Origin of the sequence: Streptomyces sp. NPDC079167 (assembly GCF_040686735.1) — a bacterium.
In the GTDB taxonomy this organism is placed as follows: Bacteria; Actinomycetota; Actinomycetes; order Streptomycetales; family Streptomycetaceae; genus Streptomyces.
The window spans coordinates 300,501-324,668 of record NZ_JBFBLO010000004.1 but is presented as its reverse complement, the minus strand read 5'-3'; the positions used below and the strand labels follow the sequence as shown (position 1 = coordinate 324,668).

Below are 24,168 nucleotides of genomic sequence, written 5' to 3'. Positions count from 1 at the left end.
GGAGGGATCAGGCAGGCGGGCGTGCGGAAGCAGCCGTGCGGCCGGTGGGGCGCACGGGACGGGACTCGGCTACTGCTCGCCTGCCGGGACGGTCTGCTTGACACCGAGCAGCACGGCGTCGCGGCCGTCCTCCTCGGCGAGCTGGACCTTGACCGTCTCCCGCAGCGACGTGGGGAGGTTCTTGCCGACGTAGTCGGCACGGATCGGGAGTTCGCGGTGGCCCCGGTCGACGAGGACCGCGAGCTGTACGGCGCGGGGCCGGCCGATGTCGCCGAGCGCGTCGAGTGCGGCGCGGATCGTGCGGCCGGAGAAGAGCACGTCGTCGACGAGCACGACGAGGCTGCCCTCGATGCCCTCACCGGGGATCTCGGTGCGTGCGAGGGCGCGCGCAGGGCGCATCCGCAGGTCGTCGCGGTACATCGTGATGTCGAGTGACCCGACCGGCGTCTTTCGGCCGGTGATCTCTTCGAGCTTTCCGGCGAGCCGACGGGCGAGGAAGACCCCGCGTGTCGGGATGCCGAGGAGCACCACGTCGTCGGCGCCCTTGGCGCGTTCGACGATCTCGTGGGCGATCCGGGTCAGTACCCGGGCGATGTCGGGAGCCTCGAGAACGGGGCGTGCCGCATTGCCGGTCTGGTCATGCTGTGCGTCCATAAGAAACGGACCTCCTTCTCCGCCTCACTGGACGGACGTTAAAGGACGTCGAAATTGCGTCATCCACGTTACCAGGGCTTGTGCGAGGCCCTGGCCCCGCCCCCGGGAGGCCGCAGTCCGGACCTTTCGGCTTGACGCAGCCAAGTAACGCTGCGTAACCTCACAGTGAGTTACCAGCCACGCGGCCCAGCCGCAGAATGTTCCAGCGTCCGGGGAGCCTCATGTCCAGCGAATACGCAAAGCAGCTCGGGGCCAAGCTCCGCGCCATCCGCACCCAGCAAGGCCTCTCCCTCCACGGCGTGGAGGAGAAGTCGCAGGGCCGCTGGAAGGCCGTCGTGGTCGGTTCCTACGAGCGCGGCGACCGCGCCGTGACCGTTCAGCGCCTTGCCGAGCTGGCCGACTTCTACGGCGTCCCGGTCCAGGAGCTCCTGCCCGGTACGACTCCCGGCGGTGCCGCCGAGCCGCCGCCGAAGCTGGTCCTCGACCTCGAGCGCCTCGCCCACGTGCCGCCGGAGAAGGCCGGACCGCTGCAGCGTTACGCGGCGACGATCCAGAGCCAGCGCGGCGACTACAACGGCAAGGTGCTGTCGATCCGCCAGGACGACCTGCGCACCCTGGCCGTGATCTACGACCAGTCGCCGTCCGTGCTCACGGAACAGCTGATCAGCTGGGGCGTGCTGGACGCCGACGCGCGTCGCGCCGTGGCCCACGACGAGGGCTGACCAGCAGCACCACGAAGAGCGTGCACGCCGGGCCGGCGGGGTCTCCAGGACTCCGCCGGCCCGGCGTTCTCATGTCCTGGCCCGTCCGCTGCGGCCGGGACGGACACGCCGAAGGGCCCACGGTCGCGTGCGACCGTGGGCCCTTCGTTCGGCTCTGACGCCGCCGGAGGCTACTGCTCCCGGCGGAGATTCGGCTTGAGGTCCTTGAACCGGGCCAGCAGGCCGTTCACGAAGGTCGGGGAGTCGTCGGTCGAGAACTCCTTGGCGAGCTGGACCGCCTCGTCGATCACCACGGCGTCCGGGGTCGAGTCCATCCAGATCAGCTCGTACGCCCCGAGCCGCAGGATGCTCCGGTCGACGACCGGCATGCGGTCGATCTCCCAGTCCACGGCATAGGTGACGATGAGGTCGTCGATCCGGTCCGCGTACTGCGCGTACCCCTCGACCAGCTCCATCGTGAATTCACCGACCGGCGGCTGACGGTCGTCGGTCCGCGAGAGCCGTACCCAGTCCGCGAGGACCGTCTGCACGGACTCACCGCGCTGGTCGGCCTCGAAAAGGATCTGGAAGGCGCGCTTGCGGGCCTTGTTCCGGGCAGCCACGGTTAGCTGTTCACCCGGCCGAGGTAGTCGCCCGTACGGGTGTCGACCTTGATCTTCTCGCCGGTGGTGATGAAGAGCGGGACACCGATCTCGTAACCGGTCTCCAGGGTGGCGGGCTTGGAGCCACCGGTGGAGCGGTCGCCCTGGACGCCCGGGTCGGTGTGCTGGATGGTCAGCTCGACCGCGGCGGGCAGCTCGACGTAGAGCACCTCGCCCTCGTGCTGCGCCACGGAGGCGGTGAAGCCCTCGATCAGGAAGTTGGCGGCGTCGCCGACGGCCTTGCGGTCGACCATGAGCTGGTCGTACGTGTCCATGTCCATGAAGACGAAGTACTCGCCGTCCATGTACGAGAACTGCATGTCGCGGCGGTCAATGGTGGCCGTTTCGACCTTCACGCCGGCGTTGAACGTCTTGTCGACGACCTTGCCGGAGAGCACGTTCTTGAGCTTGGTGCGCACGAAGGCGGGGCCCTTGCCGGGCTTGACGTGCTGGAACTCGACGACGGACCAGAGCTGGCCTCCGTCGAGCTTGAGCACCAGGCCGTTCTTGAGGTCGTTCGTGGAAGCCACGGTTGCGGAATCTCCTGGACTGAAGCTGGTGGACGACCGAGGGTGCGCGCCCGGAGTCCTCCGCGAGGAGTTCCCCTAGAGCGCGAGCAGCTCCTTGGTCGTAATGGTGAGTAGCTCGGGTCCGCCGTCCGCCTCGGGGCGCACGACGAGCGTGTCATCGATCCGGACACCGCCCCGGCCCGGGAGGTGGACCCCCGGTTCGACGGTGACCGGCACACAAGCGTCCAGTTTACCCATGGCTGTCGGTGCCAACTGCGGGTCCTCGTCGATTTCGAGCCCGACCCCGTGCCCGGTGCTGGGCTGGAGGCAGTCGGCGTGACCCGCGGAGTCCAGCAGATGGCGGGCCGCGCGGTCCACGGCGCGGTAGGCGGCGCCGGGCACGAGAGCCTCTCTGCCGGCCCTCTGAGCGGCGAAAACAAGGTCGTAGAGCTCGATCTGCCAGTCGGCGGGACTGGTCCCGATGACAAAGGTCCGGCCGATCTCGCAGCGGTAGCCGCGGTAGTTCGCTCCCAGGCAGACGGAGAGGAAATCACCTTCCTCGACCCTGCGGTCGGTGGGCCGGTGGCGGCCCAGACCGGAGTGGGGTCCTGTCCCCACCGAGGTCGCGAAGGCGGGGCCGTCGGCACCGTGGTCCACCAGCCGGCGTTCCAGCTCCAGGGCGAGATGGCGTTCCGTCCGCCCCACCAGGATCGATTCGAGGAGTTCGCCGAGCGCCTGGTCGGTGATCTCCGCGGCGATCCGCAGGCAGGCGATCTCCTCCTCGTCCTTCACGAGACGAAGCTGCTCCACCGTGCTGCCCAGGTCCCCCAGGCGCAGGCGGGGCGCGACCGAGCTCATGGCGCGGTGACGGGAGACGGTCAGGTCGTGTTCCTCGACCGACAGGGATTCGGCGCCCAGGCCGCCGGCGAGCTCGGCCGCCGCGATCACCGGGTCGCTGTCGGCCTCCGGGAGCACGGTCAGCCGCAGGCCCTCGTCGGGGCGCCCGTGGGCGGGGTCCCCGGTCGGCGCGCGGGGGCAGAGCAGGACGTCCTCGCCGGGGCCGAGCAGCAGCACGGCGCCGGGCGGGGCACCGCCCGCGAGATAGCGGACGTTGGCGGGGCGGGAGACCAGGGCGGCCGCGGAACCGGCGGCGGCGTACCGGTCACGCAACTGCCCGCGTCGGACGGCGTACACCTCTGACATGTTTCCGAGCCTACGAGCGCGGGCCGTGCCCCGCCCGGTCAGCGCACCCGACCGGGGTCCGCGCGGCCGCTACCAGGCCGGGGGGCTGGCTATGGAGCGGGCCAGGACGTCGTCGAGGACCCGGGCGGTCGTCTCTACGTCGTAGGTGGAGTTGTCGATGATCGGCAGGCCGGAGCCGTACCAGCCGGCCATGCGGCCGTGGATCCGGGCGACTTCCTCGTCGGAGAGCCTGCGGTTCCCGCTGCGTGCCGCGTTGCGCTCCAGGACGACCTCCAGGCCGGGCAGGAGGACCACGGGCAGCAGGCCAGGGCCCACGTGGCGCTTCCAGCCGCCCAGGCCGACGACGGGCCGGTCGGGGAAGACGGCGTCGTCGAGGATGCAGGAGATGCCGTTGGCCAGGAAATTACGGGCGGCGAAGCCGCAGGTGCGCCGGGCCAGGCGGTACTGCGCCTCCGAGTGGTCGTTCCACCCGGCCTGCGGGTCGGCGAAGCCGGAGCAGACCCACTCGCGGACGTCGTCCAGCGAGACGTGCGCGGTGGGAACCCGGCGGCGGCCCGCCCAGAGCTTGGCGACCGTGGTCTTGCCGGCGCCCGCGGGCCCGATCAGCAGCACGGCCAGGGTCGCGGCGCCGGTGCCCGCCTCGGCGGGCGGCGCGGGCAGTGGAACGGGACCGCCGGGCGGCAGCTGGATGTGCCCGGTGGTCTCCCTGGAGGGCGGCGCCGGGGCGTGCTGCGGCGCGGGCACCTGCGGCTGGGGCCCGGGAGCCATGGGAGGAGGAGGCGGCCCCGCCTGGCCGGGGTGGCCCTGGTGCTGGGCCTGGTGCGTCCACGGCCCGCTACCGGGACCCTGGGGCGGCGGCAGCGGAGCCCCCACTGCGTGCTGCATCCGGTGCCACTCCGTCTCGTGCAGGCAACTGGCGCTGGTCGACGGCAACCGTACCTCTCCCGGCCGCCACTCGGTGAACGGGCGGGGGAGGTACGAAGTGCCCGGTGTCAGTCCGTCAGTTCGTCGGCCAGGGCCCGCAGGGCGAGCCGGTAGGAGCCGATCCCGAAGCCCGCCACGGTCCCGGTGGCCACCGGGGCGACCACCGAGGTGTGGCGGAACTCCTCGCGCGCGTACGGATTCGAGATGTGCACCTCGATCAGCGGGGCGGTGCGCTGGGCCGCCGCGTCCCGCATTCCGTACGAATAGTGCGTGAAGGCGCCGGGGTTGAGGACGACCGGGACCGAACCGTCCGCCGCCTCGTGGAGCCAGCGGATCAGTTCGCCCTCGTCGTTGGTCTCGCGTACGTCGACGTCGAACCCGAGTTCCTTGCCGAGGCCCTGGCAGGTGTCGACCAGACCGGCGTAGGACGTGGCCCCGTACACATCGGGCTCGCGGGAGCCGAGGCGTCCGAGGTTCGGGCCGTTGAGCACGAGGACCCTGCGGGCCGTCACGAGGAGACCTCCCCGTAGGCGGCGAGCAGGACGGCGGGGTCGGGGCCCTCCAGGACGGTGGGCTTGCCGATGCCGTCCAGGACGATGAAGCGCAGCAGGTCGCCGCGGGACTTCTTGTCGACCTTCATGTTCTCCAGGAGCTTGGGCCACTGGTCACCGCGGTAGGTGAGCGGCAGCCCGACGGACTCCAGGACGGCGCGGTGGCGGTCGGCCGTGGCGTCGTCGAGGCGTCCCGCGAGCCGGCCGAGCTCCGCGGCGAAGACCATGCCGACGGAGACGGCCGCCCCGTGGCGCCACTTGTAGCGCTCGTTCTTCTCGATGGCGTGGGCGAGGGTGTGGCCGTAGTTGAGGATCTCCCTGAGGCCGGACTCCTTGAGGTCGCTGGAGACGACCTCCGCCTTGACCCGGATGGAGCGCACGATGAGCTCCGCGGTGTGCGGTCCGGCGGGCGTACGGGCGCCCTGTGGGTCGGCCTCGACGAGGTCGAGGATGACCGGGTCGGCGATGAAGCCGGCCTTGATGATCTCGGCCATGCCGGAGACGTAGTCGTTGACCGGCAGCGAGTCCAGCGCGGCGAGGTCACAGAGCACGCCGGCCGGCGGATGGAAGGCACCCACGAGGTTCTTGCCCTCGGCGGTGTTGATGCCGGTCTTGCCGCCGACCGCCGCGTCGACCATGCCGAGCACGGTCGTCGGTACGGCGATCCAGCGCACCCCGCGCAGCCAGGAGGCGGCGACGAAGCCGGCGACGTCGGTGGTGGCGCCGCCGCCGACACCGACGATGACGTCGGTGCGGGTGAAGCCGGTCTGGCCGAGCGCCTTCCAGCAGTAGGCCGCGACCTCGACGGTCTTGGCCTCTTCGGCGTTCGGCAGCTGGATCGCAATGGCCTCGTAGCCCTGGGAGGCGAGGTCCTCACGGACCGCCTCGCCGGTCTCGGCCAGCGCCTCGGGGTGCAGGACGGCGACCCGCTTGGCACGGTCACCGATGAGGTTCGGCAGCTCGCCGAGGAGCTGGCGGCCGACGAGCACCTCGTACGGGTCGGTGCCTGCCGTGCCGGCGATCTGGATGCGTGTGGTGCCCTGCTCGGTCATGCGTGTCTTCTCCTGGTCGGACGGGGCGGGCCCGTCTGTGCGCTCCGGCAGTTCCAGTGCGTCGAGGACCGCCTGGGCGACCTCTTCGGGAGCGCGTTCGTCGGTGGCGACGGTGACGGACGCCACCTCCTCGTAGAGGGGGCGCCGGGCGTCCATGAGCTCGCGCCACTGCCGTCGCGGGTTGACGGCGAGGAGGGGGCGGGCGGTGTTCAGCCCGACCCTCCGTACGGCCTCGTCCACGTCCATGGAGAGATAGACGACCCGGTGGCCCCCGAGCAGGGCGCGGGTCTCCGCGTCGAGCACCGCGCCGCCGCCGAGGGCGAGGACGCCGGCGTGGCCTTCGACCGCGTCCCGCACAGCCTGTCGTTCCAGCGCGCGGAAACGCTCCTCGCCGTCGTCGAAGAAGATCTCCGGGATGGCCTTGCCCGCCGTGGCGACGACGTCCGCGTCGGTGTCGCGGTAGGAGCTGCCCAGCCGGTCGGCGAGCAGTTCACCCACCGTGGACTTGCCCACCCCCATCGGGCCCACCAGGACGATCAGCGGGCCGCTCACCGGATCTGGAGGTGGGAGAGGAACGACTGCACGTTGCGGTGGGTCTCGGCGACGCTGTCGCCGCCGAACTTCTCCGCGACCGCGTCGGCCAGCACCAGGGCGACCATCGCCTCGGCAACGATCCCGGCGGCCGGAACGGCGCACACGTCGGAGCGCTGGTGGTGGGCCTTGGCCGCCTCGCCGGTGACGACGTCGACCGTGGCGAGCGCGCGGGGCACGGTGGCGATGGGCTTCATCGCCGCGCGGACCCGCAGGAGCTCACCGGTCGTCAGCCCGCCCTCGGTGCCGCCGGAGCGGCCGGAGGTGCGCTTGATCCCGTTGTCGGTGGCCACGATCTCGTCGTGCGCCTTGGAGCCCGGCACCCGGGCGAGGTCGAAGCCGTCGCCGACCTCGACCCCCTTGATGGCCTGGATGCCCATCAGCGCGGCGGCGAGGCGGGCGTCGAGCCTGCGGTCCCAGTGGACGTGCGAGCCGAGGCCGACGGGGACGCCGTAGGCGAGCACCTCGACGACTCCCCCGAGGGTGTCGCCGTCCTTGTGGGCCTGGTCGATCTCCGCGACCATCGCCTTCGACGCGTCGGCGTCCAGGCAGCGCACGGGGTCGGCGTCGAGCCGCTCGACGTCGGAGGGCTTGGGGTAGACGCCGTAGGGCGCCTTGGCCGCGGCCAGCTCGACGACGTGGGAGACGATCTCGATGCCCGCGGTCTCCTTGAGGTAGGAGCGGGCGACGGCGCCGAGGGCGACACGGGCGGCGGTCTCCCGGGCGCTGGCGCGCTCCAGGACCGGCCGGGCCTCGTCGAAGCCGTACTTCTGCATCCCCGCCAGGTCGGCGTGACCGGGCCTGGGACGGGTCAACGGGGCGTTACGGGCCTGCGCGGCCAGCACCTCGGGGTCGACCGGGTCGGCCGACATGACCTGCTCCCACTTGGGCCACTCGGTGTTGCCCACCATGACGGCGACCGGCGAGCCCATGGTGAGGCCGTGCCGGACCCCCCCGAGGAAGGTGACCTCGTCCCGCTCGAACTTCATCCGGGCGCCGCGCCCGTAACCGAGCCGTCGCCTGGCGAGCGCGTCCGCCACCATCTCCGTGGTGACGGGGATACCGGCGGGAAGACCCTCCAGCGTCGCCACCAGTGCGGGGCCGTGCGACTCTCCGGCGGTCAGCCAGCGCAACCTGCTCAACGGTGCTCCTCATGCTCGCGCCTGTAACTGCAACGGCGCGACCGGGTGCGCGGCCCTGGCCCGCCGCCCCCGATCCTCCCACGATCGGGAGGGCCGCCCGGCCGCCGGTCCAGCAGACGGACGTTTCACGGCCCGTTCCGGACCGGCCTACCGGCGTTCGCGTGCCGCGAGTGCCTGCTCGCCGGCCGCCCGCATGGCACCGAGCGGGCCGGGGCTCCGTCCGGTCATCTGCTCGACCTGGAGAACCGCCTGGTGGACGAGGAGGTCGAGCCCTCCGACGACCGTCCCCCCGGCCGCCGACCAGCGAGAGGCGAGGGCCGTCGGCCAGGGCTCGTACAACACGTCGAACAGGGTGCCGGGTGCGGTCGGGACGGCGTCCGCCAGGGCGTCCGTCGTGCCGGCCGGCGTGGTGGCGATCACCAGGGGGGCGCGCAGGGCCTCGTCGGCCCTGGCCCAGTCCGTGATCCTGACATCGACACCGAGGCGCTCGCCCCAGCCACGCATCTCGTCGGCCCGCGCCGCGCTGCGCACATAGGCGGTGACCGGTCCGGTGCAGATCACCGAGAGCGCGGCCAGCGCCGAGGACGCCGTGGCTCCGGCGCCGAGGACCGCGGCGGACTCGACCTTCTCGACCCCGCGTTCGTGCAGGGCGGCGACCATGCCGGGGATGTCCGTGTTGTCGCCGATCCGGCGGCCGTCCTCGGTGAAGACGACGGTGTTGACGGTCTCGACGGACGCCGCCGTGTCGCTGATGCCGTCCAGCAGCGGAATGACCGCCCGCTTGAGCGGCATGGTCAGGGAGAGCCCCGCCCAGGACGGGTCCAGCCCTTCGACGAAGCCGGGGAGCGCCGCCTCGTCCACGTCGAACCGCTCGTACGTCCAGCTGTCCAGGCCGAGCTCCGCGTAGGCGGCGCGGTGCAGTACGGGCGAGAGGGAGTGGGCGATGGGCGAGCCGAGGACGGCTGCCCGGCGGGTTGTACTCACTGGTCCGCCTTGTTCTCTTCGTACTTCTCGCGGTTGCGCTCGTGTTCCTCATTCGTCACCGCAAACAGCGTCTTGTCCTCGGTGACGGAGACGAAGTAGTACCAGGGGCCGGACGCGGGGCTGATTGCCGACTGCAGCGCATCCGCACCCGGGTTGGTGATCGGGCCGAGCGGGAGACCCTTGATGCTGTACGTGTTATACGGATCGTCGATCTTCCGCAGGTCGTCGACGGCTCCCACGTCCAGCGTGCTCTCGTCCCGGATGTAATTGACCGTGGAGTCGAATTCGAGCCTGCCGACGGTTTCGAGGTTGTCGGGCTTGAGCCGGTTGTACACGACCCTCGCGACCTTGTCGAAATCGTGCTTGTACTTGCCCTCTTCCTGGACAAGGCTCGCCACGGTGATGACATCGAGCGGCGAGTCCAGATTCAGCTTTTTCGCGTTCTGCTCGAGATCGAGCTTCCCGTACTCCTTGTTAGCCCTGGCCACCATCTTCTTGAGGGCGTCCTCGGGCTTCGAATTTTTGGGAATCGCGTAGGCGGCCGGGAAGAGGAACCCTTCCAGCGGATCCTTGATCTCGGGATCATCACCCGCCCATTCAGGCAGCCCGAGGCTCTCGGCCTTCGTCTTGGCGACCTTGGCCGTGGTGCCCGCCTTCAGCTCCAGCCTCTTGTCGATCGCCGCGTAGATTCCCAGGGTGCCCGTACCCTCGGGAATGACCAGGGCATTCTGGCTCTTCGGGTTCAGCATCAATTCGATGGCGCTGTCGGCGGACATCTCCTTCTTCAGGAGATAGACGCCGGCCTGGAGGGAGCCACCCTTGGGATTCCCGTTCTGCGCCGAGACGAAGGCGTCGACGGATTTGACGACGCCCGCCTTCTTCAGGATGTTGGCGATCTCGTTGCCCAGGGCGCCCTCGGGGATCTCCACCTCGACCGTGCCCGTGCCGGATCCCTCGTAGTCCGGGGCCTCACCGAACTGGCCCTGGTAGAACGAGTAGCCGAAGTAGCCCACTCCCCCGAGGCCGGCGACGAGGACTGCCGCGACGCCCAGGCAGGCACAGCCGTTGCGGCTCTTCTTCTTGCCCTTGCCCCGTCGTTCGCCGCCGCCCCGGCGGGACTCGCGCGGGTCGTCGTCGTACTCGTCGTCATCGCGGGAACCGCGCGCGTCGGCCGGTGCGTCCTCGCCGGTGAAGAAGGGATGGGTCTCCTCCTGCGGCGCCTGCGGATCCCAGTCCGGAGCCTGCTGCCGGCCGGGTTCCTCGCGATGCCCCGGGGGCTGCGGCGGAGGGTAGGCCTCGGGGGTGCCGTAGTAGTCGCCCTGCTCGCCGTAGCCGGGGTTGTTGCCGTACGGGGGCTGCTGCGTCCCGTACGGCATCGCCGCCTGCTGACCGGTGTCCCAGCCGCCGTCGTACTGCGGCTGCTGCTGGGCGTAAGGGTCCTGCGGCGCGCCGTAAGGCTGCTGGTGCTGCTGCGCGTACGGGTCGTGCTGTTGGTGCTGCTGCTGTGCGTGCGGATCGTGCTGCTGCTGTGCGTGCTGCTGCTGCGCGTACGAATCATGCTGCGGCTGCTGCGCGTACGGGTCCTGCTGGTAGGCCTGCTGGGCGTACGGGTCCTGGGCGTAGGGCTGCTGCTGGCCTTCGTACTGGCCCTGGCCGTGGGCAGCCTGCCGGCCTCCCCATCCCTGGTCCCCGTACAAGGGGTCCTCGGGATGCCACGGTTCGGAGCCGGAGCCCCGGCCATACTCAGTCATCGATCCCCTTGAGCCGCGAGACGACGCTCCGTCTCTTCGCTTTGCTGTGCGGTGTCTGTTCGAACACCGGCGCATCGCGCGGAACGTTACCGTATCGCGATCAGACAGCCACCTCGACGCCCTCGCCAGGTGGGGTGCCTGACGCCCGTTCGGACTCCAGAGCGTTCTGAAGGATCACCACAGCGGCAGCCTGGTCGATGACAGACCGGCCCTTCTTGGACTTCACACCCGAAGCGCGTAGCCCCTGAGTGGCCGTCACTGTGGTCATCCTCTCGTCCAGAAGACGTACGGGAATCGGCGCGATCGCCTGGGCGAAGACCTGTGCGAAAGCGCGGACCTTGGCGGCAGCCGGCCCCTCCCCGCCGCCCAGGGAGCGGGGCAGCCCGACGATGACCTCGATCGGTTCGTACTCCGCGACGATCTGCCCGAGCCGCCGGTGGGCGGCCGGGACGTCGCGTCCCGGCACGGTCTCCACCGGCGTGGCGAGGATCCCGTCGGGGTCGCACGAGGCGACCCCGATACGGGCGTCACCGACGTCGACGGCGAGCCGCCGGCCACGGCGCATCTGCGACATGCCGGGCGTCACGCCGTCTCGGTGACGAGGCGTTCGACAGCGGCGACTGCGTCGCCGATGGCGTCCGGGTTCTGGCCGCCGCCCTGGGCGACGTCCGGCTTGCCGCCGCCCCCGCCACCGAGGGTCTTGGCGGCGGTGCGCACCAGTTCACCGGCCTTGAGGCCGCGCTCGCGGGCCGCCTCGTTGGTGGCGATGACCGTCAGCGGGCGGCCGTTGGCCGTGGTGAACAGGGCCACGACGGCCGGCCGGCCGCCCTGGATGCGCCCGCGCACGTCGAGCACCAGCTTGCGCAGGTCGTCGGCCGTGGTGCCGTCCGGCACCTGTCCGGTGACCAGGGCGACGCCCCGCACGTCCTTGGCCGACTCCACGAGGCCCGCGGCGGCCTGGAGGACCTTCTCCGCGCGGAACTTCTCGATCTCCTTCTCGGCGTCCTTCAGCTTGCCGAGCATGCCGGAGATCTTCTCGGGGAGCTCCTCGGGGCGGCCCTTGAGCAGCTCCTGGAGCTGGGCGACGACCGTGTGCTCCTTGGCGAGGAAGTTGTACGCGTCGACGCCGACCAGGGCCTCGATGCGGCGCACACCCGAACCGATGGACGACTCGCCGAGCAGCTTCACCAGGCCCAGCTGGGAGGTGTTGTGGACGTGCGTACCGCCGCACAGCTCCTTGGAGAAGTCGCCGATGGTGACGACCCGGACCCGCTCGCCGTACTTCTCGCCGAACTCCGCGATGGCGCCCTGCTTCTTGGCGTCGTCGATGGACATGACCTCGGCCTGGACGTCGAGCTCCCGCGAGAGGACCTCGTTGATCTTCTGCTCGACGTCGGTGAGGACCGTGCCGGGGACGGCGGCGGGTGAGCCGAAGTCGAAGCGGAAGCGGCCCGGTGAGTTCTCCGAGCCGGCCTGGGCGGCGGTCGGGCCGAGCGCGTCGCGCAGCGCCTGGTGCGTGAGGTGCGTGGCGCTGTGGGCGCGGGCGATGGCCCGGCGGCGGGTGTTGTCGATGGCGGCGAAGGCGGAGGCGCCGACCGTCACCTCGCCGACCTGCACCGAGCCCTTGTGGACCGAGACGCCCGGCACGGGCTGCTGCACGTCGCGGACCTGGATGACGGCGCCGCTGTCGAGCCGGATGCGGCCCTGGTCGGCGAGCTGGCCGCCGCCCTCGGCGTAGAAGGGGGTGCGGTCGAGGACGACCTCGACCTCGTCGCCCTCGGAGGCGGCGGGCGAGGGCACACCGTCGACGAGGAGGCCGACGATCTTCGACTCACCCTCGTTGCTCGTGTAGCCGGTGAACTCGGTGACGCCGGAGTTGTCGGCGACCTCGCGGTACGCCGACAGGTCGGCGTGGCCCGTCTTCTTGGCCTTGGCGTCGGCCTTGGCGCGCTCCCGCTGCTCCTTCATCAAGCGGCGGAAGCCGTCCTCGTCGACGGAGAGGCCCTGTTCGGCGGCCATCTCCAGCGTGAGGTCGATCGGGAAGCCCCAGGTGTCGTGGAGCAGGAACGCCTTGTCGCCGGCCAGAACCTTGCCCCCGGAGGCCTTGGTCTCGGTGACGGCGGTGTCGAGGATGTTCGTACCGCCCTTGAGGGCCTTGAGGAAGGCGGCTTCCTCGGCGAGGGCGACGGTCTCGATGCGCTTGCGGTCGGTGATCAGCTCCGGGTACTGCTGCCCCATGGTGTCGACGACGACGTCGACGAGCTCACGGACGACCGGACCGGTTGCGCCCATGAGCCGCATGTTGCGGATGGCGCGGCGCATGATGCGGCGCAGGACGTAGCCACGGCCCTCGTTGCCGGGGCTGACGCCGTCACCGATGAGCATCACCGACGTGCGGATGTGGTCGGCGACGACCCGCAGGGAGACGTCGGAGCCCTGCTCGGCGCCGTAGCGCACGCCGGTGAGCTCGGTGGCCTTGTCCATGACGACGCGCAGGGTGTCGGTCTCGTACATGTTCTGTACGCCCTGGAGGATCATGGCGAGGCGTTCGAGACCGAGCCCCGTGTCGATGTTCTGCGACGGGAGGTCGCCGAGGATCGGGAAGTCTTCCTTGCCGTCGCCGGCGCCCCGCTCGTACTGCATGAAGACCAGGTTCCAGATCTCCACGTAGCGCTCGTCGTTGACGGCGGGGCCGCCCTCGACACCGAACTCCGGGCCGCGGTCGTAGTTGATCTCGGAGCACGGGCCGCAGGGACCCGGGACGCCCATCGACCAGAAGTTGTCCTTCTTGCCCAGGCGCTGGATGCGCTCGGCCGGGACGCCGATCTTCTCGCGCCAGATCTGCTCGGCCTCGTCGTCGTCCAGGTAGACCGTGATCCACAGACGCTCGGGGTCCAGGCCGAAGCCGCCGTCGGCGACGGAGTTGGTGAGGGCCTCCCAGGCGAACTGGATGGCGCCTTCCTTGAAGTAGTCACCGAACGAGAAGTTGCCGCACATCTGGAAGAACGTGCCGTGCCGGGTGGTCTTGCCGACCTCTTCGATGTCCGGCGTACGCACGCACTTCTGCACGCTGGTGACGCGCGGGGCGGGCGGCTTGACCTCGCCGAGGAAGTAGGGCTTGAAGGGAACCATGCCCGCGGGGACCAGCAGCAGAGTCGGGTCGTCCGCGATGAGCGACGCCGAAGGCACGACGGTGTGACCGCGCTCCTCGAAGAAGCTCAGCCAGCGGCGGCGGATTTCAGCCGACTCCATCAGTAGTCCTCATTCCGGTTGTTCGAGTTGTAGGGGAGTGTTCGCTGGAGGGCGGGCTCGGGGTCGGCCGGTGCCTCGATGCCGAGGGCCCCGCCCAGTTCGGCCTCGCGCCTGACCATGCCCTCACGCACGTCGAGGGCGAAGTCCTTCAGCTTGTGACCCGCCTCGAGTGCCTTGTCTGCGGCCTGCGCCGCGAGGCTCTCGGGGGTCAGCTGCCGGATCTTGCGGTTGACCTTGGTGGTGGCCCAGACACCGGCGGCTGCGCCGGCGGTGAACCAGAACGTACGGCGGAACATCGCTGGCTCAGTCCTTCTGTCCGCGGGAGCTTCGGCCGTTCCGCTTCTTGCCACGGGCGGACGGCACGGTACGGCCGACGATCACGGTGCGGCGGGAGGTGCGGTCCGGCTCCGGCTCCGCGGCGGTACGGCGGCCGAGCGCCTGCCGCACCCCGTAGCCGAACGCGGCCACCTTCACGAGCGGGCCGCCGAACGTCGACGCGACGGTGGTGGAGAGCGCCGAGGCGTTGGAGGTGACCTCCTGGACGTCGCTCGCGATGGCGTCGACCTTGTCCAGCTGGGTCTGCGCGGAACGCAGCGTGGCCGAGGCATCGGCGAGCAGCGGGACCGCCTGCTCCGTCACGTCCGCCACCAGCGCGGTGGTCGCCCTGAGCGTCTGGGCCAGTCTCACCAGTACCACGGCGAGGAAGGAAACCAGGATCGCCCAGAAGACAGCCACCAGGATGCCGGCCACCTCTCCACCGGACACAGCGCACCGCTCTCTGCTCGTCACCCGCATCGGCCGGGACCTGTCCCGGCCGGTATCTGCCTGTCACCGCTCGGCCGGCGGCGTGCTGCCACCACTGCCGATCGTCGTCCCCCGAGCCTATCGCGCCGGGCGTCGGGCGCCGTACCGCATTACGGGCGGGCGGCGCGGGTCCGGACGCGGGGAGATTGTACGGAGAGCTTATGTGCCAGTACTCTGCGTGTTTCATGCGACGCCCTCAGCGCCCCCGCCCTACGCCCGACGACGCGGAGCCCGCCCCCGTACACGGAAATCTCCCGGCCGAGCTGAACACCTTCGTGGGACGCGAGGACGAACTGGCCGGACTCGAGCCGCTCCTGCGGCAGTCGAGGCTGGTCACCGTGGCGGGAGTGGCCGGGGTCGGCAAGACCCGCTTCGTGACCAGGGCGGCCGCCCTGATGGAGAAACGGTACTGCGACGGCGTCTGGATCGCCGAGCTGTCGGCCGTCCAGGATCCCGCGCTGCTCGAACACGCGCTGGTGGAGGCGCTGGGCCTCACCGACCACACCGGCAAGCCGCCCCGCACCGTGCTGGTCGAGCACTGCGCGGAGCGCCGGCTCCTGCTTGTGATCGACGGCTTCGAGCATCTCGCCGACACCTGCGCCGGACTCGTACGGGAGCTGCTCCGCCGGGCTCCACGGCTCCAGGTGCTCGCGGCCGGGCGCCGTCCCCTGCGGGTGGACGGCGAACTCGCGTTTCCGCTGCTGCCGATGAAGGACGACGACGCCCTGGAACTCTTCACCCGGCGTGCCGCCGCGGTGTGTCCCGGGTTCGGGCCGGCCGGTGGCGACCTGGAGACCGCGCGGGAGCTCTGCAGCCGCCTCGACGGCATCCCGCTGGCCCTGGAACTCGCCGCGGGGCGGCTGCGGGCCCTGACGATGGAGCAGGTGCTGCAGCGTCTCGACGACCGCTTCCGGCTGCTGACCGGCGGCAGTCCGAGCGCGCTCCCCCGCCACCAGACGCTGCGTACGGCCATCGGCTGGAGCCATGAGCTGTGCACTCCCGAGCAGCGGCTGCTGTGGGCGCGGCTCTCGGTGTTCGCGGGACAGTTCGACCTGGAGGCCGTCGAGTACATCTGCAGCGGCCCCGGCCTCCCGGTCGACTCCGTGCTGGATGTGCTGGACGAACTGCTGGCGCAGTCCGTGGTGCTGCGCGAGGACTCGGCCGTCGGCAGCCGCTACCGGCTGCTGGACACCGTGCGGGAGTACGGCGCCGAGTGGCTGCGCGCGACGGGGGACGCCGAGCGGCTGCGCCGCAGGCACCGGGACTGGTATCTGGGGCTCGCCACCTGGTGCGAGCTCGACTGGTTCAGCCCCCGGCAGGCGGAGGCCGCCGCCCGGGTCGACAGCGAGCTGCCCAACCTCCGCCGCGCGATGGAATACTCGATGGAGAGCCCGGAGGAGATCCATCTCGCGCAGTATCTGGCAGGCACGCTCTGGTTCTACTGGGTGGGCTGCGGACGCCTCTCGGAGGGCCGCCACTGGCTGGACCACGTCCTGGAGGCGGAGTCCCCGTACGACCACTCCCGGCTGAAGGCCCTCTGGGTGCTCGGGTACGTCGCCGTGCTGCAGGGGGACCCGGCCGGCGCGGTGTCGGCCCTGCAGGAGTGCCGCGAGGAGGGCGAGCACTCGGGGGACGCCACCGCCGTGGCCTACGCCCTGCACCGCACGGGCTGCCTCTCCCTCGTCACGGACGACCCGGTCCGCGCGGAGGAACTGCTGCGCGAGGCGCTCGGGCGCTACCGGGAGATCGGCGAACTGAACAGCAATGTGCTGATGGCCCAGGTCGAGCTGGGCATGGCCGTGGCGTTCCGCGGGGACCTGGGCGCGGCCGCGGCGATCTGTGAGGAGGTCCGCGATGTCTGCGAGGACCACGGTGAGCGGTGGGCCCTGGCCTACGCGCTGTACGTCCTGGGCTTCGCCGCCCTGCGGTCCGGGGCGAGCGGGCAGGCGCGCCGGATGCTGAGGGAGTCCCTGTCCATCGCGCACGCCTTCCACGATCTGCTCGGCACGGTCCTCTCGATGGAGCTGCTGGCCCTCGTCACGGTGGCCGAGGGGGACGCGGCGGAGGCAGCGGTGCTCCAGGGCGCGGCGGACCGGATCTGGCCGTCGGTGGGCCTGCCGCTGTTCGGCTCCGTCCACTACGGAGGGCCCCGGGCCGAGTGCGAGAAGCGGGCGCGTGGCGAGCTGGGCGACGAGCGCTACGAGTCGGAACGGCGCTCGGGCCGCCGGCTGGACGCCTCGGCGGCAGTGGCACGGGCGCTCGGGGCCGGCGCGGTCGATGACACGGGTCCGGAGGGCGTCCGCGTACTTCCGGCGGAGCCCGGCGCCGCCCCGGAGGGCGACGGCGCCGCTCCCGGGGGGATGTCCGACGCCGGAGCGGCCGGGGAAACGCGAAGGCCCGCCGCCTCCCGGACAACAGGGAGGGGCGGGCCCGAGCTCGGTTGAGCGCTACGCCTGCGTCAGCGGGCGTAGTACTCGACGACGAGCTGCTCGTCGCAGATGACCGGGATTTCCTTGCGGTTCGGGTCCCGGTCCAGGCGGAAGGCCAGGGCCTTCAGGTTCACCTGGAGGTAGCGCGGGGTCTCGCCGTCCGTGTCGTAGCCACCCTCGCGGGCCACCTGGAAGGGGACCTTGGAGCGGCTGCGCTCGCGGACCTGCACGACGTCGTCGGGGCGCACGCGGAAGGACGGCTTGTCGACCTTGCCACCGTTGACCTCGATGTGGCCGTGGACGACCATCTGACGGGCCTGGTAGATGGTGCGGGCGATGCCCGAACGCAGGACCAGGGCGTCGAGGCGGCGCTCGAGCTCGACGACCAGCGCCTCGCCCGTCTTGCCCTCGGCCTTACGGGCGCGGTCGTAGGCGCGCGCCATCTGGCGCTCGCTGATGTCGTACTGCGCACGCAGACGCTGCTTCTCGAGCAGACGGACCTTGTAGTCCGAGTTCTGCTTGCGGCCACGGCCGTGCTCGCCCGGCGGGTAGGGGCGGGCTTCGAAGTACTTGACAGCCTTCGGCGTCAGGGCGATGCCGAGGGCACGCGACTTCTTGACCTTGGGACGCGACTGGTTAGGCACGTTCTCCAGACCTCCGTTGTAGGTTAGGTTAGGCTTACCTTACTCAAGGAGATCGCATGTCTCGCCCTGGGAACACCACACACGTCACGGACAGCACAGACAGCGGCAGCACACCTGAAGGTGCTGCTACGACGGAAGGCCGATCTGATCGTGGTCAGCCGCGTCCCAGCGGGCTTGAAAACACTCGGATGCCGTCAGCAGCCGAGCGCACACGAACTCTCGTACAGAGTACCTGCTCCGCGGTGCTGCTCGTACCGGGGCTGTCGGTGATCCACCCGGACCAGCTGATGCCCGACAGCAGGAGCATCGGGCCCGAGGGGGATCTCTTCCTCGGCTTCCCCGTGGATTCCCCGGTCGTACGGGCCGCGACGCGCGCCCAGGGCGACGAGCTGACCGCTGTGCTGGAGATCACCGATGTCGCACCGGTCTCGGTCCCGCACCGGATCCGCGGCCGCGTCCGGATCGGTGGCTGGCTCACCGCGGTGCCCGGGCTCGCCGAGCCCGGCCGGATGATGCTCCGGCTGGAGACCGGGGAGGCGTCGGTCGACGACCTGTGGGGGTTCGACGAGGTGGAGCCCGATGCCTTCCGGGACGCGGTCGCCGATCCGCTGGTCGCCCATGAGGCCGAGCTGCTCCAGCATCTGCACGCCGCGCACGGCGAGCGGATGGCCACGCTGTCCGCGCTCCTCGGTGACCGGGACGGGTGCGGCTGCGCGGAGCACCGGCTCGGTGCCGTCCCGGTCGCTCTCGACCGCTTCGGCCTCCGGGTGCGGTTCGTCGACGGCCGCGACGCCTGCTTCGACGCCCGGTTCGAATTTCCCGAGCCCGTACGCGACATCACCGGGCTGCGCCGCGCGATGCACACCCTCTTCGAAGCGGCGGCCTGCTGAGCGGCGGCCGTCACGGAGTGGCCGGGCCGCCCTGCTCCCCGCGGCCGAGCCGCTCGCGCACCCGGTCCGCCACATCGGCGTAGCGCGCCTCCGCGCCGTACCGCGTGGGTTCGTAGTAGCGCCTGCCGCGGACGGCGTCCGGGGCGTACTCCTGGGCGGCGATACCGCCGGGGACGTCGTGCGGGTAGACGTAGCCCTGGGCGTGGCCCAGCTTGGCCGCGCCCTTGTAGTGGCCGTCGCGCAGATGGGCCGGGACCGGGCCGGCGAGGCCCCGGCGCACATCTTCCTGCGCCGCGGAGATGGCCAGTGTCGCCGCGTTCGACTTGGGGGCGAGCGCCAGCGCGATCGTGGCGTGGCTGAGGGTGAGCGCCGCCTCCGGGAAGCCGATCATGGCGACGGCCTGGGCCGCCGCCACCGCCGTGGGCAGTGCCGTCGGATCGGCGAGCCCGATGTCCTCGCTGGCGGAGATCATCAGCCGCCGCGCGATGAAGCGCGGGTCCTCCCCCGCCTCGATCATCCGGGCCAGATAGTGCAGGGCGGCGTCCACGTCGGAGCCGCGGATCGACTTGATCAGGGCGCTCGCCACGTCGTAGTGCTGGTCGCCGTCGCGGTCGTACTTCACGGCGGCGCGGTCGACGGTCTCCTCCAGCGTCGTGAGCGTGATCTCCCGCTCGTGCGTGGTGAGGGCCGCTCCGGCCGCCGCCTCCAGCGCGGTCAGCGCGCGCCGGGCGTCCCCGCCGGCGATGCGCAGCAGATGCGCCTCGGCGTCCTCGGGCAGGGTGACGGCGCCCCCCAGCCCCCGCTCGTCGGTCAGCGCCCGGCGCAGGAGCGCGCGCAGGTCCTCGTCGGTGAGCGGCTCAAGGGTGAGGAGCAGGGAGCGCGACAGCAGCGGGGAGATGATCGAGAAGTACGGATTCTCCGTGGTGGCCGCGATCAGCGTGACCCAGCGGTTCTCCACGGCGGGCAGCAGGGAGTCCTGCTGGGCCTTGGAGAAGCGGTGGATCTCGTCGAGGAAGAGGACGGTCTCCTTGCCGAAGCCGCCGGTGGCGCGGCGCGCGCCCTCGATGACGGCCCGGACCTCCTTGACGCCGGCGGTGATCGCGGAGAGCTCGACGAAGCGCTTGTTGGTGGCCTTGCTGACCACGTACGCCAGGGTTGTCTTTCCCGTGCCGGGCGGGCCCCACAGGATCACCGACGAGGGGCCCGCGGGCCCTCCGCTCCCCTCACCGACGAGTCGCCGCAAAGGTGAGCCCGGCTTGAGCAGATGCTGCTGGCCGACCACCTCGTCCAGCGTACGAGGACGCATCCGGACAGCGAGGGGGCTGCTGGACGGGTCCTTCTCCTGGCGGTCTTCGGCTGCTGCGGTAAAGAGGTCGGGCTCCACGTCACGAAGCCTATGTCACCCCACTGACAGGACCGCCTGGCGCGTCAGCTGGTCCAGAAGTCCCACCAGCGGGTCAGGATCAGCATGCCGATGATCCCGATCCAGAGGACCGGCGGCACCCAGTGGAACTCGGTGAGGGTGTTCCGCAGCCAGGCGGGGGCGGGCAGGATGCCGTGCTTGATGTTGTGCGTGGTGACGTAGCAGAACATGAAGATCGTGGCGACCCAGGCCAGGCAGCACCACAGGCAGAGCGAGTTGATGTTGTACAGCGACTGGTACTGCAGCCAGGTGCAGAAGCCGACGCCGAAGAGCGTGCCGGCGTTGAGGCCCAGCCAGTACCAGGCGCGGAAGCGGGCGCCGGCGAGGAGCGCCATGCCGATGCCGATGACCACCGAGTAGGTGGCGATGCCGAGCATCGGGTTGGGGAAGCCGAAGGCGGACGCCTGCTCGCTCTTCATGATGTTGCCGCACGCGACCACCGGGTTCAGGCTGCAGCCCGGGGTGAAGCTCGGGTCCTCGAGCAGCTTGAACTTGTCGATCGTGATCACCCAGGCGGCGAGCAGCCCGGCCGCGCCGGTGATCACCAGCAGCAGTGCGAGCGCGCGGCTGCCGCCGTAGGTCTTCGCGCCGTTGTCCTCGTCCTGCCGGGAGGAGGGGTGGTCTACCGCTGCCATCGTCATATCGCCGTTCCATCACTGAGTAGCCGGCTGGGCATCGTCATTGTGCCGCACCGGCGTTGTGACCAACCGTTCGATCGGCATAAAAGCGCGCGAGGACCGCCCTGTGTCCGGAGGTGCGCGGGACGCCCGCGTCCCTGGCCCGGCACGCGGTGGGGGGCCGGGGACGGGGTGAGCGATCCGGGCGTCCCGACCCCGTAATGAAATGTCCCGGCAAGGTGAATCCAGGGATCCGAAGTTGACGAAGGCGCCCCGGACCGCGCTGTGCCCGCCCGGGCACAGCGCGGTCGGAGGTACTTACGCCAGCTTGGCCCGCACCGTGGCCACGAGCGCGTCGAGCGCGACCGGCTCCTGGTCGCCCGACTCCATGTCCTTGAGCTGGACCGCGCCTTCGGCGAGATCACGCTCGCCGGCCACGATCGTGAAGCGGGCACCGGAGCGGTTCGCGCTCTTCATCGCACCCTTGAGGCCCCGGCCGCCGAACGCGAAGTCGGTGGCGACACCGGCCTTGCGCAACTCGGTGACCAGACCGAAGAGCACCCGCCGGGCCTCCTCGCCGAGCGGTACCGCGTACACGCTGGTGGTGGCGGGGACGTCGAGCTCGACGCCCTCCGCCTCCAGGGCGAGCACCGTGCGGTCCACGCCGAGCGCCCAGCCGACGGACGGCAGCGCGGGGCCGCCGATCATCTCGGACAGCCCGTCGTAACGGCCGCCGCCGCCCACCGCGGACTGGGAGCCCAGACCGTCGTGGACGAACTCGAAGGTGGTGCGCGTGTAGTAGTCGAGGCCGCGGACGAGCTTCTCGTCGTCCTCGTACGCCACGCCCGCCGCCGTCAGCAGGTCGCGGACCTCCTCGTGGTACGCCTTGCAGGCGTCGCAGAGGAAGTCGCGCAGCATCGGGGCGCCGGTGAGCTGCTTCTGGACGTCGGGCCGCTTGTCGTCGAGGACCCGGAGCGGGTTGATCTCGATGCGCCGGCGGGTCTCCTCGTCGAGATCGAGGTCGCGCAGGAAGGTCTGGAGCGCCTCGCGGTAGACGGGGCGGCACTCCTTGTCGCCCAGCGAGTTGAGCAGGATGCGGAACTGGCTGAGGCCGAGCGAGCGGTACGCCTGGTCGGCGAGGATGATCAACTCGGCGTCGAGCGCGGGGTCCTCGGTGCCGATGGCCTCGGCGCCGACCTGGGAGAAGTGCCTGTAACGGCCCTTCTGCGGGCGCTCGTAGCGGTAGTACGAGCCGGAGTACCAGAGCTTGACGGGGAGGTTGCCGCCCTTGTGGAGGTTGGCCTCCAGCGCCGCGCGCAGCACGGACGCGGTGCCCTCGGGGCGCAGCGCGAGCTTGTCGCCGCCCTTGGTCTCGAAGGCGTACATCTCCTTGGAGACGATGTCGGTGGACTCACCGACCCCGCGCGCGAAAAGGGCGACGTCCTCGAAGCCGGGCGTCTCGATGTAGCCGTAGCCGGAGTTCTTGAGGGGTGCGGAGAGCGCGGCACGCACCGCCAGGTACTTCGCGGAGTCCGGCGGGATCAGGTCGTACGTGCCCTTGGGGGCCTGGAAGGTACTCACGGTGTTTCTCTCTCGTCACATTCCTCGGCGGGGCGCGGCCAGACCGTTCATGTACGGGTTGGAGGCGCGCTCGCGGCCGATGGTCGTCTGGGGGCCGTGGCCGGACAGCACCACGGTCGAGTCGTCGAGCGGCAGGCACACGCGGGCCAGCGACTCGAGCAGCTCGGCGTGGTCGCCGCCGGGCAGGTCGGTGCGTCCGACGGAGCCGGCGAAGAGCAGGTCGCCCGAGAAGAGGACCTGCGGGACATCCGCGGCCTCGGGCATCCTGAACGTCACCGACCCCTTGGTATGGCCGGGCGCGTGCGCGACGCCGAACTCCATGCCCGCCAGCTTCAGGGCGGCGCCGTCGGTCAGCTCCTTGACGTCGTCCGGCTCGCCCACGGTCAGCTCGCCCATGAGCGGCATTCCGATGGAGCGGCCCAGCGCCTTCTCGGGATCGCTCATCATGTAGCGGTCCTCCGGGTGGATCCAGGCGGGGACGTCATGGGCACCGCACACGGGGACGACCGAGGCGACGTGGTCGATGTGGCCATGGGTGAGGACGACGGCGACGGGCTTGAGCCGATGCTTCTTCAGTGCGTCCTCGACACCCTGGGCGGCCTGGTGGCCCGGGTCGATGATCACGCACTCCTCACCGGCGGCGGGGGCGACCAGATAGCAATTGGTCCCCCAGGCCCCGGCGGGGAACCCGGCAATGAGCACGTTCGTCCTTAGTGTTCGTCCGACGAGGAGGGCCGCGGAGCGGATTGCGGCCGTTCAGAGACTACCGGCGCTCCTCATTCCACAGCTAACCCATATACCGTACGGGCATTCCAGGACCGATCACACGACGTACAAGGAGACCATCCGGTGGTCAGCAGCGATCAGCGGCGGCGGCAGCTCGCCCGGGAGAAGTTCGAGCGGCAGCAGCAGCGCCGGGAGGAAGCGCGCCGGAGGACGAGGCGTCTCACGGTGATCATCGCTTCGTCGGTGGCCGTGGTGGCGGTCATCGGTGTGGGCGCGTACGTCTCGCTCGACGGCGACGACTCGAAGACCACGGCGGACGCGGCGGCGAGCGAGAGCCCGTCGGCATCGCCCTCGGCGAGCGAGAGCAGCGCCCCCGAGCCGGCGATGAAGATCGACAAGAAGGCCAAGTACTCGATGTCGCTCAAGACGAGCCAGGGCGACATCGGCATCGCGATGGACGCGGCGAAGACCCCGCACACCGTCAATTCGTTCAAGGCCCTCGCGGACAAGGGGTACTTCGACGACACGAAGTGCCACCGTCTGACCACGGAGGGCATTTTCGTCCTCCAGTGCGGTGACCCGAAGGGCGACGGGACGGGTGGCCCCGGCTACACCATCCCCGACGAGAATCTGACCGCGCTGGGCAAGGCGGACGACAAGGGCTCGGTGACGTACCCGGCGGGCACCGTCGCGATGGCGAACACCGGCCAGCCGGGCACCGGAGGCAGCCAGTTCTTCCTCGTCTACAAGGACACCGAACTGCCGCCCAGCTACACGCCGTTCGGCACCATGGACGACGCGGGTCTGAAGGCCGTCAAGAAGGTCGCCGAGGCAGGCGTCACCGGTGGCGCGGGCGACGGTGCCCCGAAGAAGACCGTCACGGTCGAGAAGGCGACGGTCGACAAGGCCTGACCGTTCGTGTGGCCGCCCGGCACCGGGCCGTGGAGCGCACGGGAGAATTTCAGCCGCGCTGAGTGCGGACAGCCGGGCGGCCGGTCGCCTAGATTGGCGTTGTGCAGGGCGGGCGCTGCCCGCCCCAGGAAACTGTGGACGATGCACGGGGGGCGAACCCCCTCGA

General features: G+C 70.7%; 23 protein-coding genes. 4 read left to right on the top strand and 19 right to left on the bottom strand.

From position 1 onward, the window contains the following. Positions 1-69: 69 nt before the first annotated feature. Positions 70-654, bottom strand: coding sequence for a bifunctional pyr operon transcriptional regulator/uracil phosphoribosyltransferase PyrR (gene pyrR, locus AB0P41_RS11445; RefSeq protein WP_356712557.1), 585 nt, complete (start codon positions 652-654; stop codon positions 70-72). Between the two features lie 221 nt (positions 655-875). Here pyrR and bldD point away from each other — a divergent pair, with 221 nt between their 5' ends. Then, entirely contained in the window at positions 876-1,376 is a 501-nt protein-coding gene (bldD, locus tag AB0P41_RS11440; protein WP_014157378.1) for a transcriptional regulator BldD, read from the top strand. A 170-nt stretch (positions 1,377-1,546) separates the two neighbouring features. Here the strand turns inward: bldD and nusB are convergent, their stop codons facing one another. The 13 genes from nusB to AB0P41_RS11375 all read right to left on the bottom strand — a co-directional run bounded on the left by nusB (position 1,547) and on the right by AB0P41_RS11375 (position 14,726). Further along, positions 1,547-1,978 carry a transcription antitermination factor NusB gene (gene nusB / locus AB0P41_RS11435; RefSeq protein WP_073751719.1) on the bottom strand — a complete coding sequence of 144 codons (432 nt, stop codon included), beginning with the start codon at positions 1,976-1,978 and terminating at the stop codon, positions 1,547-1,549. Between the two features lie 2 nt (positions 1,979-1,980). Then, positions 1,981-2,547, bottom strand: a complete 567-nt coding sequence (gene efp, locus AB0P41_RS11430) for an elongation factor P (protein ID WP_014044814.1) — start codon at positions 2,545-2,547, stop codon at positions 1,981-1,983. A 75-nt stretch (positions 2,548-2,622) separates the two neighbouring features. Next, a complete protein-coding gene (locus tag AB0P41_RS11425) occupies positions 2,623-3,729 on the bottom strand; it encodes a M24 family metallopeptidase (protein ID WP_365931450.1) in 1,107 nt (368 codons plus the stop codon). 69 nt (positions 3,730-3,798) lie between these two features. After that, on the bottom strand, positions 3,799-4,614 hold the full coding sequence (locus tag AB0P41_RS11420) for a Pro-rich N-terminal domain-containing protein (protein ID WP_356712552.1): 816 nt from the start codon (positions 4,612-4,614) through the stop codon (positions 3,799-3,801). A 107-nt stretch (positions 4,615-4,721) separates the two neighbouring features. Next, a complete protein-coding gene (aroQ, locus tag AB0P41_RS11415) occupies positions 4,722-5,165 on the bottom strand; it encodes a type II 3-dehydroquinate dehydratase (RefSeq protein WP_356712550.1) in 444 nt (147 codons plus the stop codon). Then, on the bottom strand, positions 5,162-6,808 hold the full coding sequence (gene aroB, locus AB0P41_RS11410) for a 3-dehydroquinate synthase (protein WP_356712548.1): 1,647 nt from the start codon (positions 6,806-6,808) through the stop codon (positions 5,162-5,164). Before aroB ends, aroQ begins: the two co-directional genes overlap by 4 nt. Beyond that, the gene (gene aroC, locus AB0P41_RS11405; protein WP_365931448.1) at positions 6,805-7,989 is read right to left on the bottom strand and encodes a chorismate synthase; all 1,185 of its coding nucleotides are present in this window, start codon (positions 7,987-7,989) and stop codon (positions 6,805-6,807) included. Before aroC ends, aroB begins: the two co-directional genes overlap by 4 nt. A 147-nt stretch (positions 7,990-8,136) precedes the next feature. Further along, positions 8,137-8,973 (bottom strand): shikimate dehydrogenase, encoded by an 837-nt coding sequence (locus AB0P41_RS11400; protein WP_365931446.1) that lies wholly within the window; start codon positions 8,971-8,973, stop codon positions 8,137-8,139. After that, entirely contained in the window at positions 8,970-10,724 is a 1,755-nt protein-coding gene (gene mltG / locus AB0P41_RS11395; protein WP_365931445.1) for an endolytic transglycosylase MltG, read from the bottom strand. The genes AB0P41_RS11400 and mltG overlap by 4 nt, the downstream gene beginning before the upstream one ends. A gap of 100 nt (positions 10,725-10,824) precedes the next feature. Continuing rightward, a complete protein-coding gene (gene ruvX / locus AB0P41_RS11390) occupies positions 10,825-11,298 on the bottom strand; it encodes a Holliday junction resolvase RuvX (protein ID WP_356712737.1) in 474 nt (157 codons plus the stop codon). A gap of 8 nt (positions 11,299-11,306) precedes the next feature. Further along, the gene (gene alaS, locus AB0P41_RS11385) at positions 11,307-13,976 is read right to left on the bottom strand and encodes an alanine--tRNA ligase (protein WP_365931442.1); all 2,670 of its coding nucleotides are present in this window, start codon (positions 13,974-13,976) and stop codon (positions 11,307-11,309) included. Next, entirely contained in the window at positions 13,976-14,272 is a 297-nt protein-coding gene (locus tag AB0P41_RS11380) for a hypothetical protein (protein ID WP_356712538.1), read from the bottom strand. The genes alaS and AB0P41_RS11380 overlap by 1 nt, the downstream gene beginning before the upstream one ends. Positions 14,273-14,279: 7 nt before the next feature. Then, positions 14,280-14,726: a DUF948 domain-containing protein gene (locus AB0P41_RS11375; protein WP_356712735.1), complete on the bottom strand. Its 447-nt coding sequence runs from the start codon at positions 14,724-14,726 to the stop codon at positions 14,280-14,282. A gap of 239 nt (positions 14,727-14,965) precedes the next feature. Here AB0P41_RS11375 and AB0P41_RS11370 point away from each other — a divergent pair, with 239 nt between their 5' ends. Further along, positions 14,966-17,224: an AAA family ATPase gene (locus tag AB0P41_RS11370; RefSeq protein WP_356712536.1), complete on the top strand. Its 2,259-nt coding sequence runs from the start codon at positions 14,966-14,968 to the stop codon at positions 17,222-17,224. A gap of 14 nt (positions 17,225-17,238) precedes the next feature. Here AB0P41_RS11370 and rpsD read toward each other — a convergent pair whose 3' ends face one another. Next, on the bottom strand, positions 17,239-17,853 hold the full coding sequence (rpsD, locus tag AB0P41_RS11365; RefSeq protein ID WP_014157362.1) for a 30S ribosomal protein S4: 615 nt from the start codon (positions 17,851-17,853) through the stop codon (positions 17,239-17,241). Positions 17,854-18,041: 188 nt separating this feature from the next. On the opposite strand from rpsD, the gene AB0P41_RS11360 reads away from it, so the two are divergent. Continuing rightward, on the top strand, positions 18,042-18,743 hold the full coding sequence (locus AB0P41_RS11360; RefSeq protein ID WP_356712534.1) for a DUF2470 domain-containing protein: 702 nt from the start codon (positions 18,042-18,044) through the stop codon (positions 18,741-18,743). A 10-nt stretch (positions 18,744-18,753) separates the two neighbouring features. Here AB0P41_RS11360 and AB0P41_RS11355 read toward each other — a convergent pair whose 3' ends face one another. The 4 genes from AB0P41_RS11355 to AB0P41_RS11340 form a co-directional block, all read right to left on the bottom strand. After that, positions 18,754-20,127 (bottom strand): replication-associated recombination protein A, encoded by a 1,374-nt coding sequence (locus AB0P41_RS11355; RefSeq protein WP_356712532.1) that lies wholly within the window; start codon positions 20,125-20,127, stop codon positions 18,754-18,756. Between the two features lie 44 nt (positions 20,128-20,171). Next, the gene (locus tag AB0P41_RS11350) at positions 20,172-20,807 is read right to left on the bottom strand and encodes a vitamin K epoxide reductase family protein (RefSeq protein ID WP_124279733.1); all 636 of its coding nucleotides are present in this window, start codon (positions 20,805-20,807) and stop codon (positions 20,172-20,174) included. Between the two features lie 294 nt (positions 20,808-21,101). Next, a complete protein-coding gene (gene hisS / locus AB0P41_RS11345; RefSeq protein WP_356712530.1) occupies positions 21,102-22,364 on the bottom strand; it encodes a histidine--tRNA ligase in 1,263 nt (420 codons plus the stop codon). A gap of 15 nt (positions 22,365-22,379) precedes the next feature. Then, positions 22,380-23,066 (bottom strand): MBL fold metallo-hydrolase, encoded by a 687-nt coding sequence (locus AB0P41_RS11340; RefSeq protein WP_356712528.1) that lies wholly within the window; start codon positions 23,064-23,066, stop codon positions 22,380-22,382. A gap of 147 nt (positions 23,067-23,213) precedes the next feature. Here AB0P41_RS11340 and AB0P41_RS11335 point away from each other — a divergent pair, with 147 nt between their 5' ends. Continuing rightward, on the top strand, positions 23,214-24,002 hold the full coding sequence (locus tag AB0P41_RS11335) for a peptidylprolyl isomerase (RefSeq protein ID WP_356712526.1): 789 nt from the start codon (positions 23,214-23,216) through the stop codon (positions 24,000-24,002). The last annotated feature ends 166 nt before the right edge of the window (positions 24,003-24,168 follow it).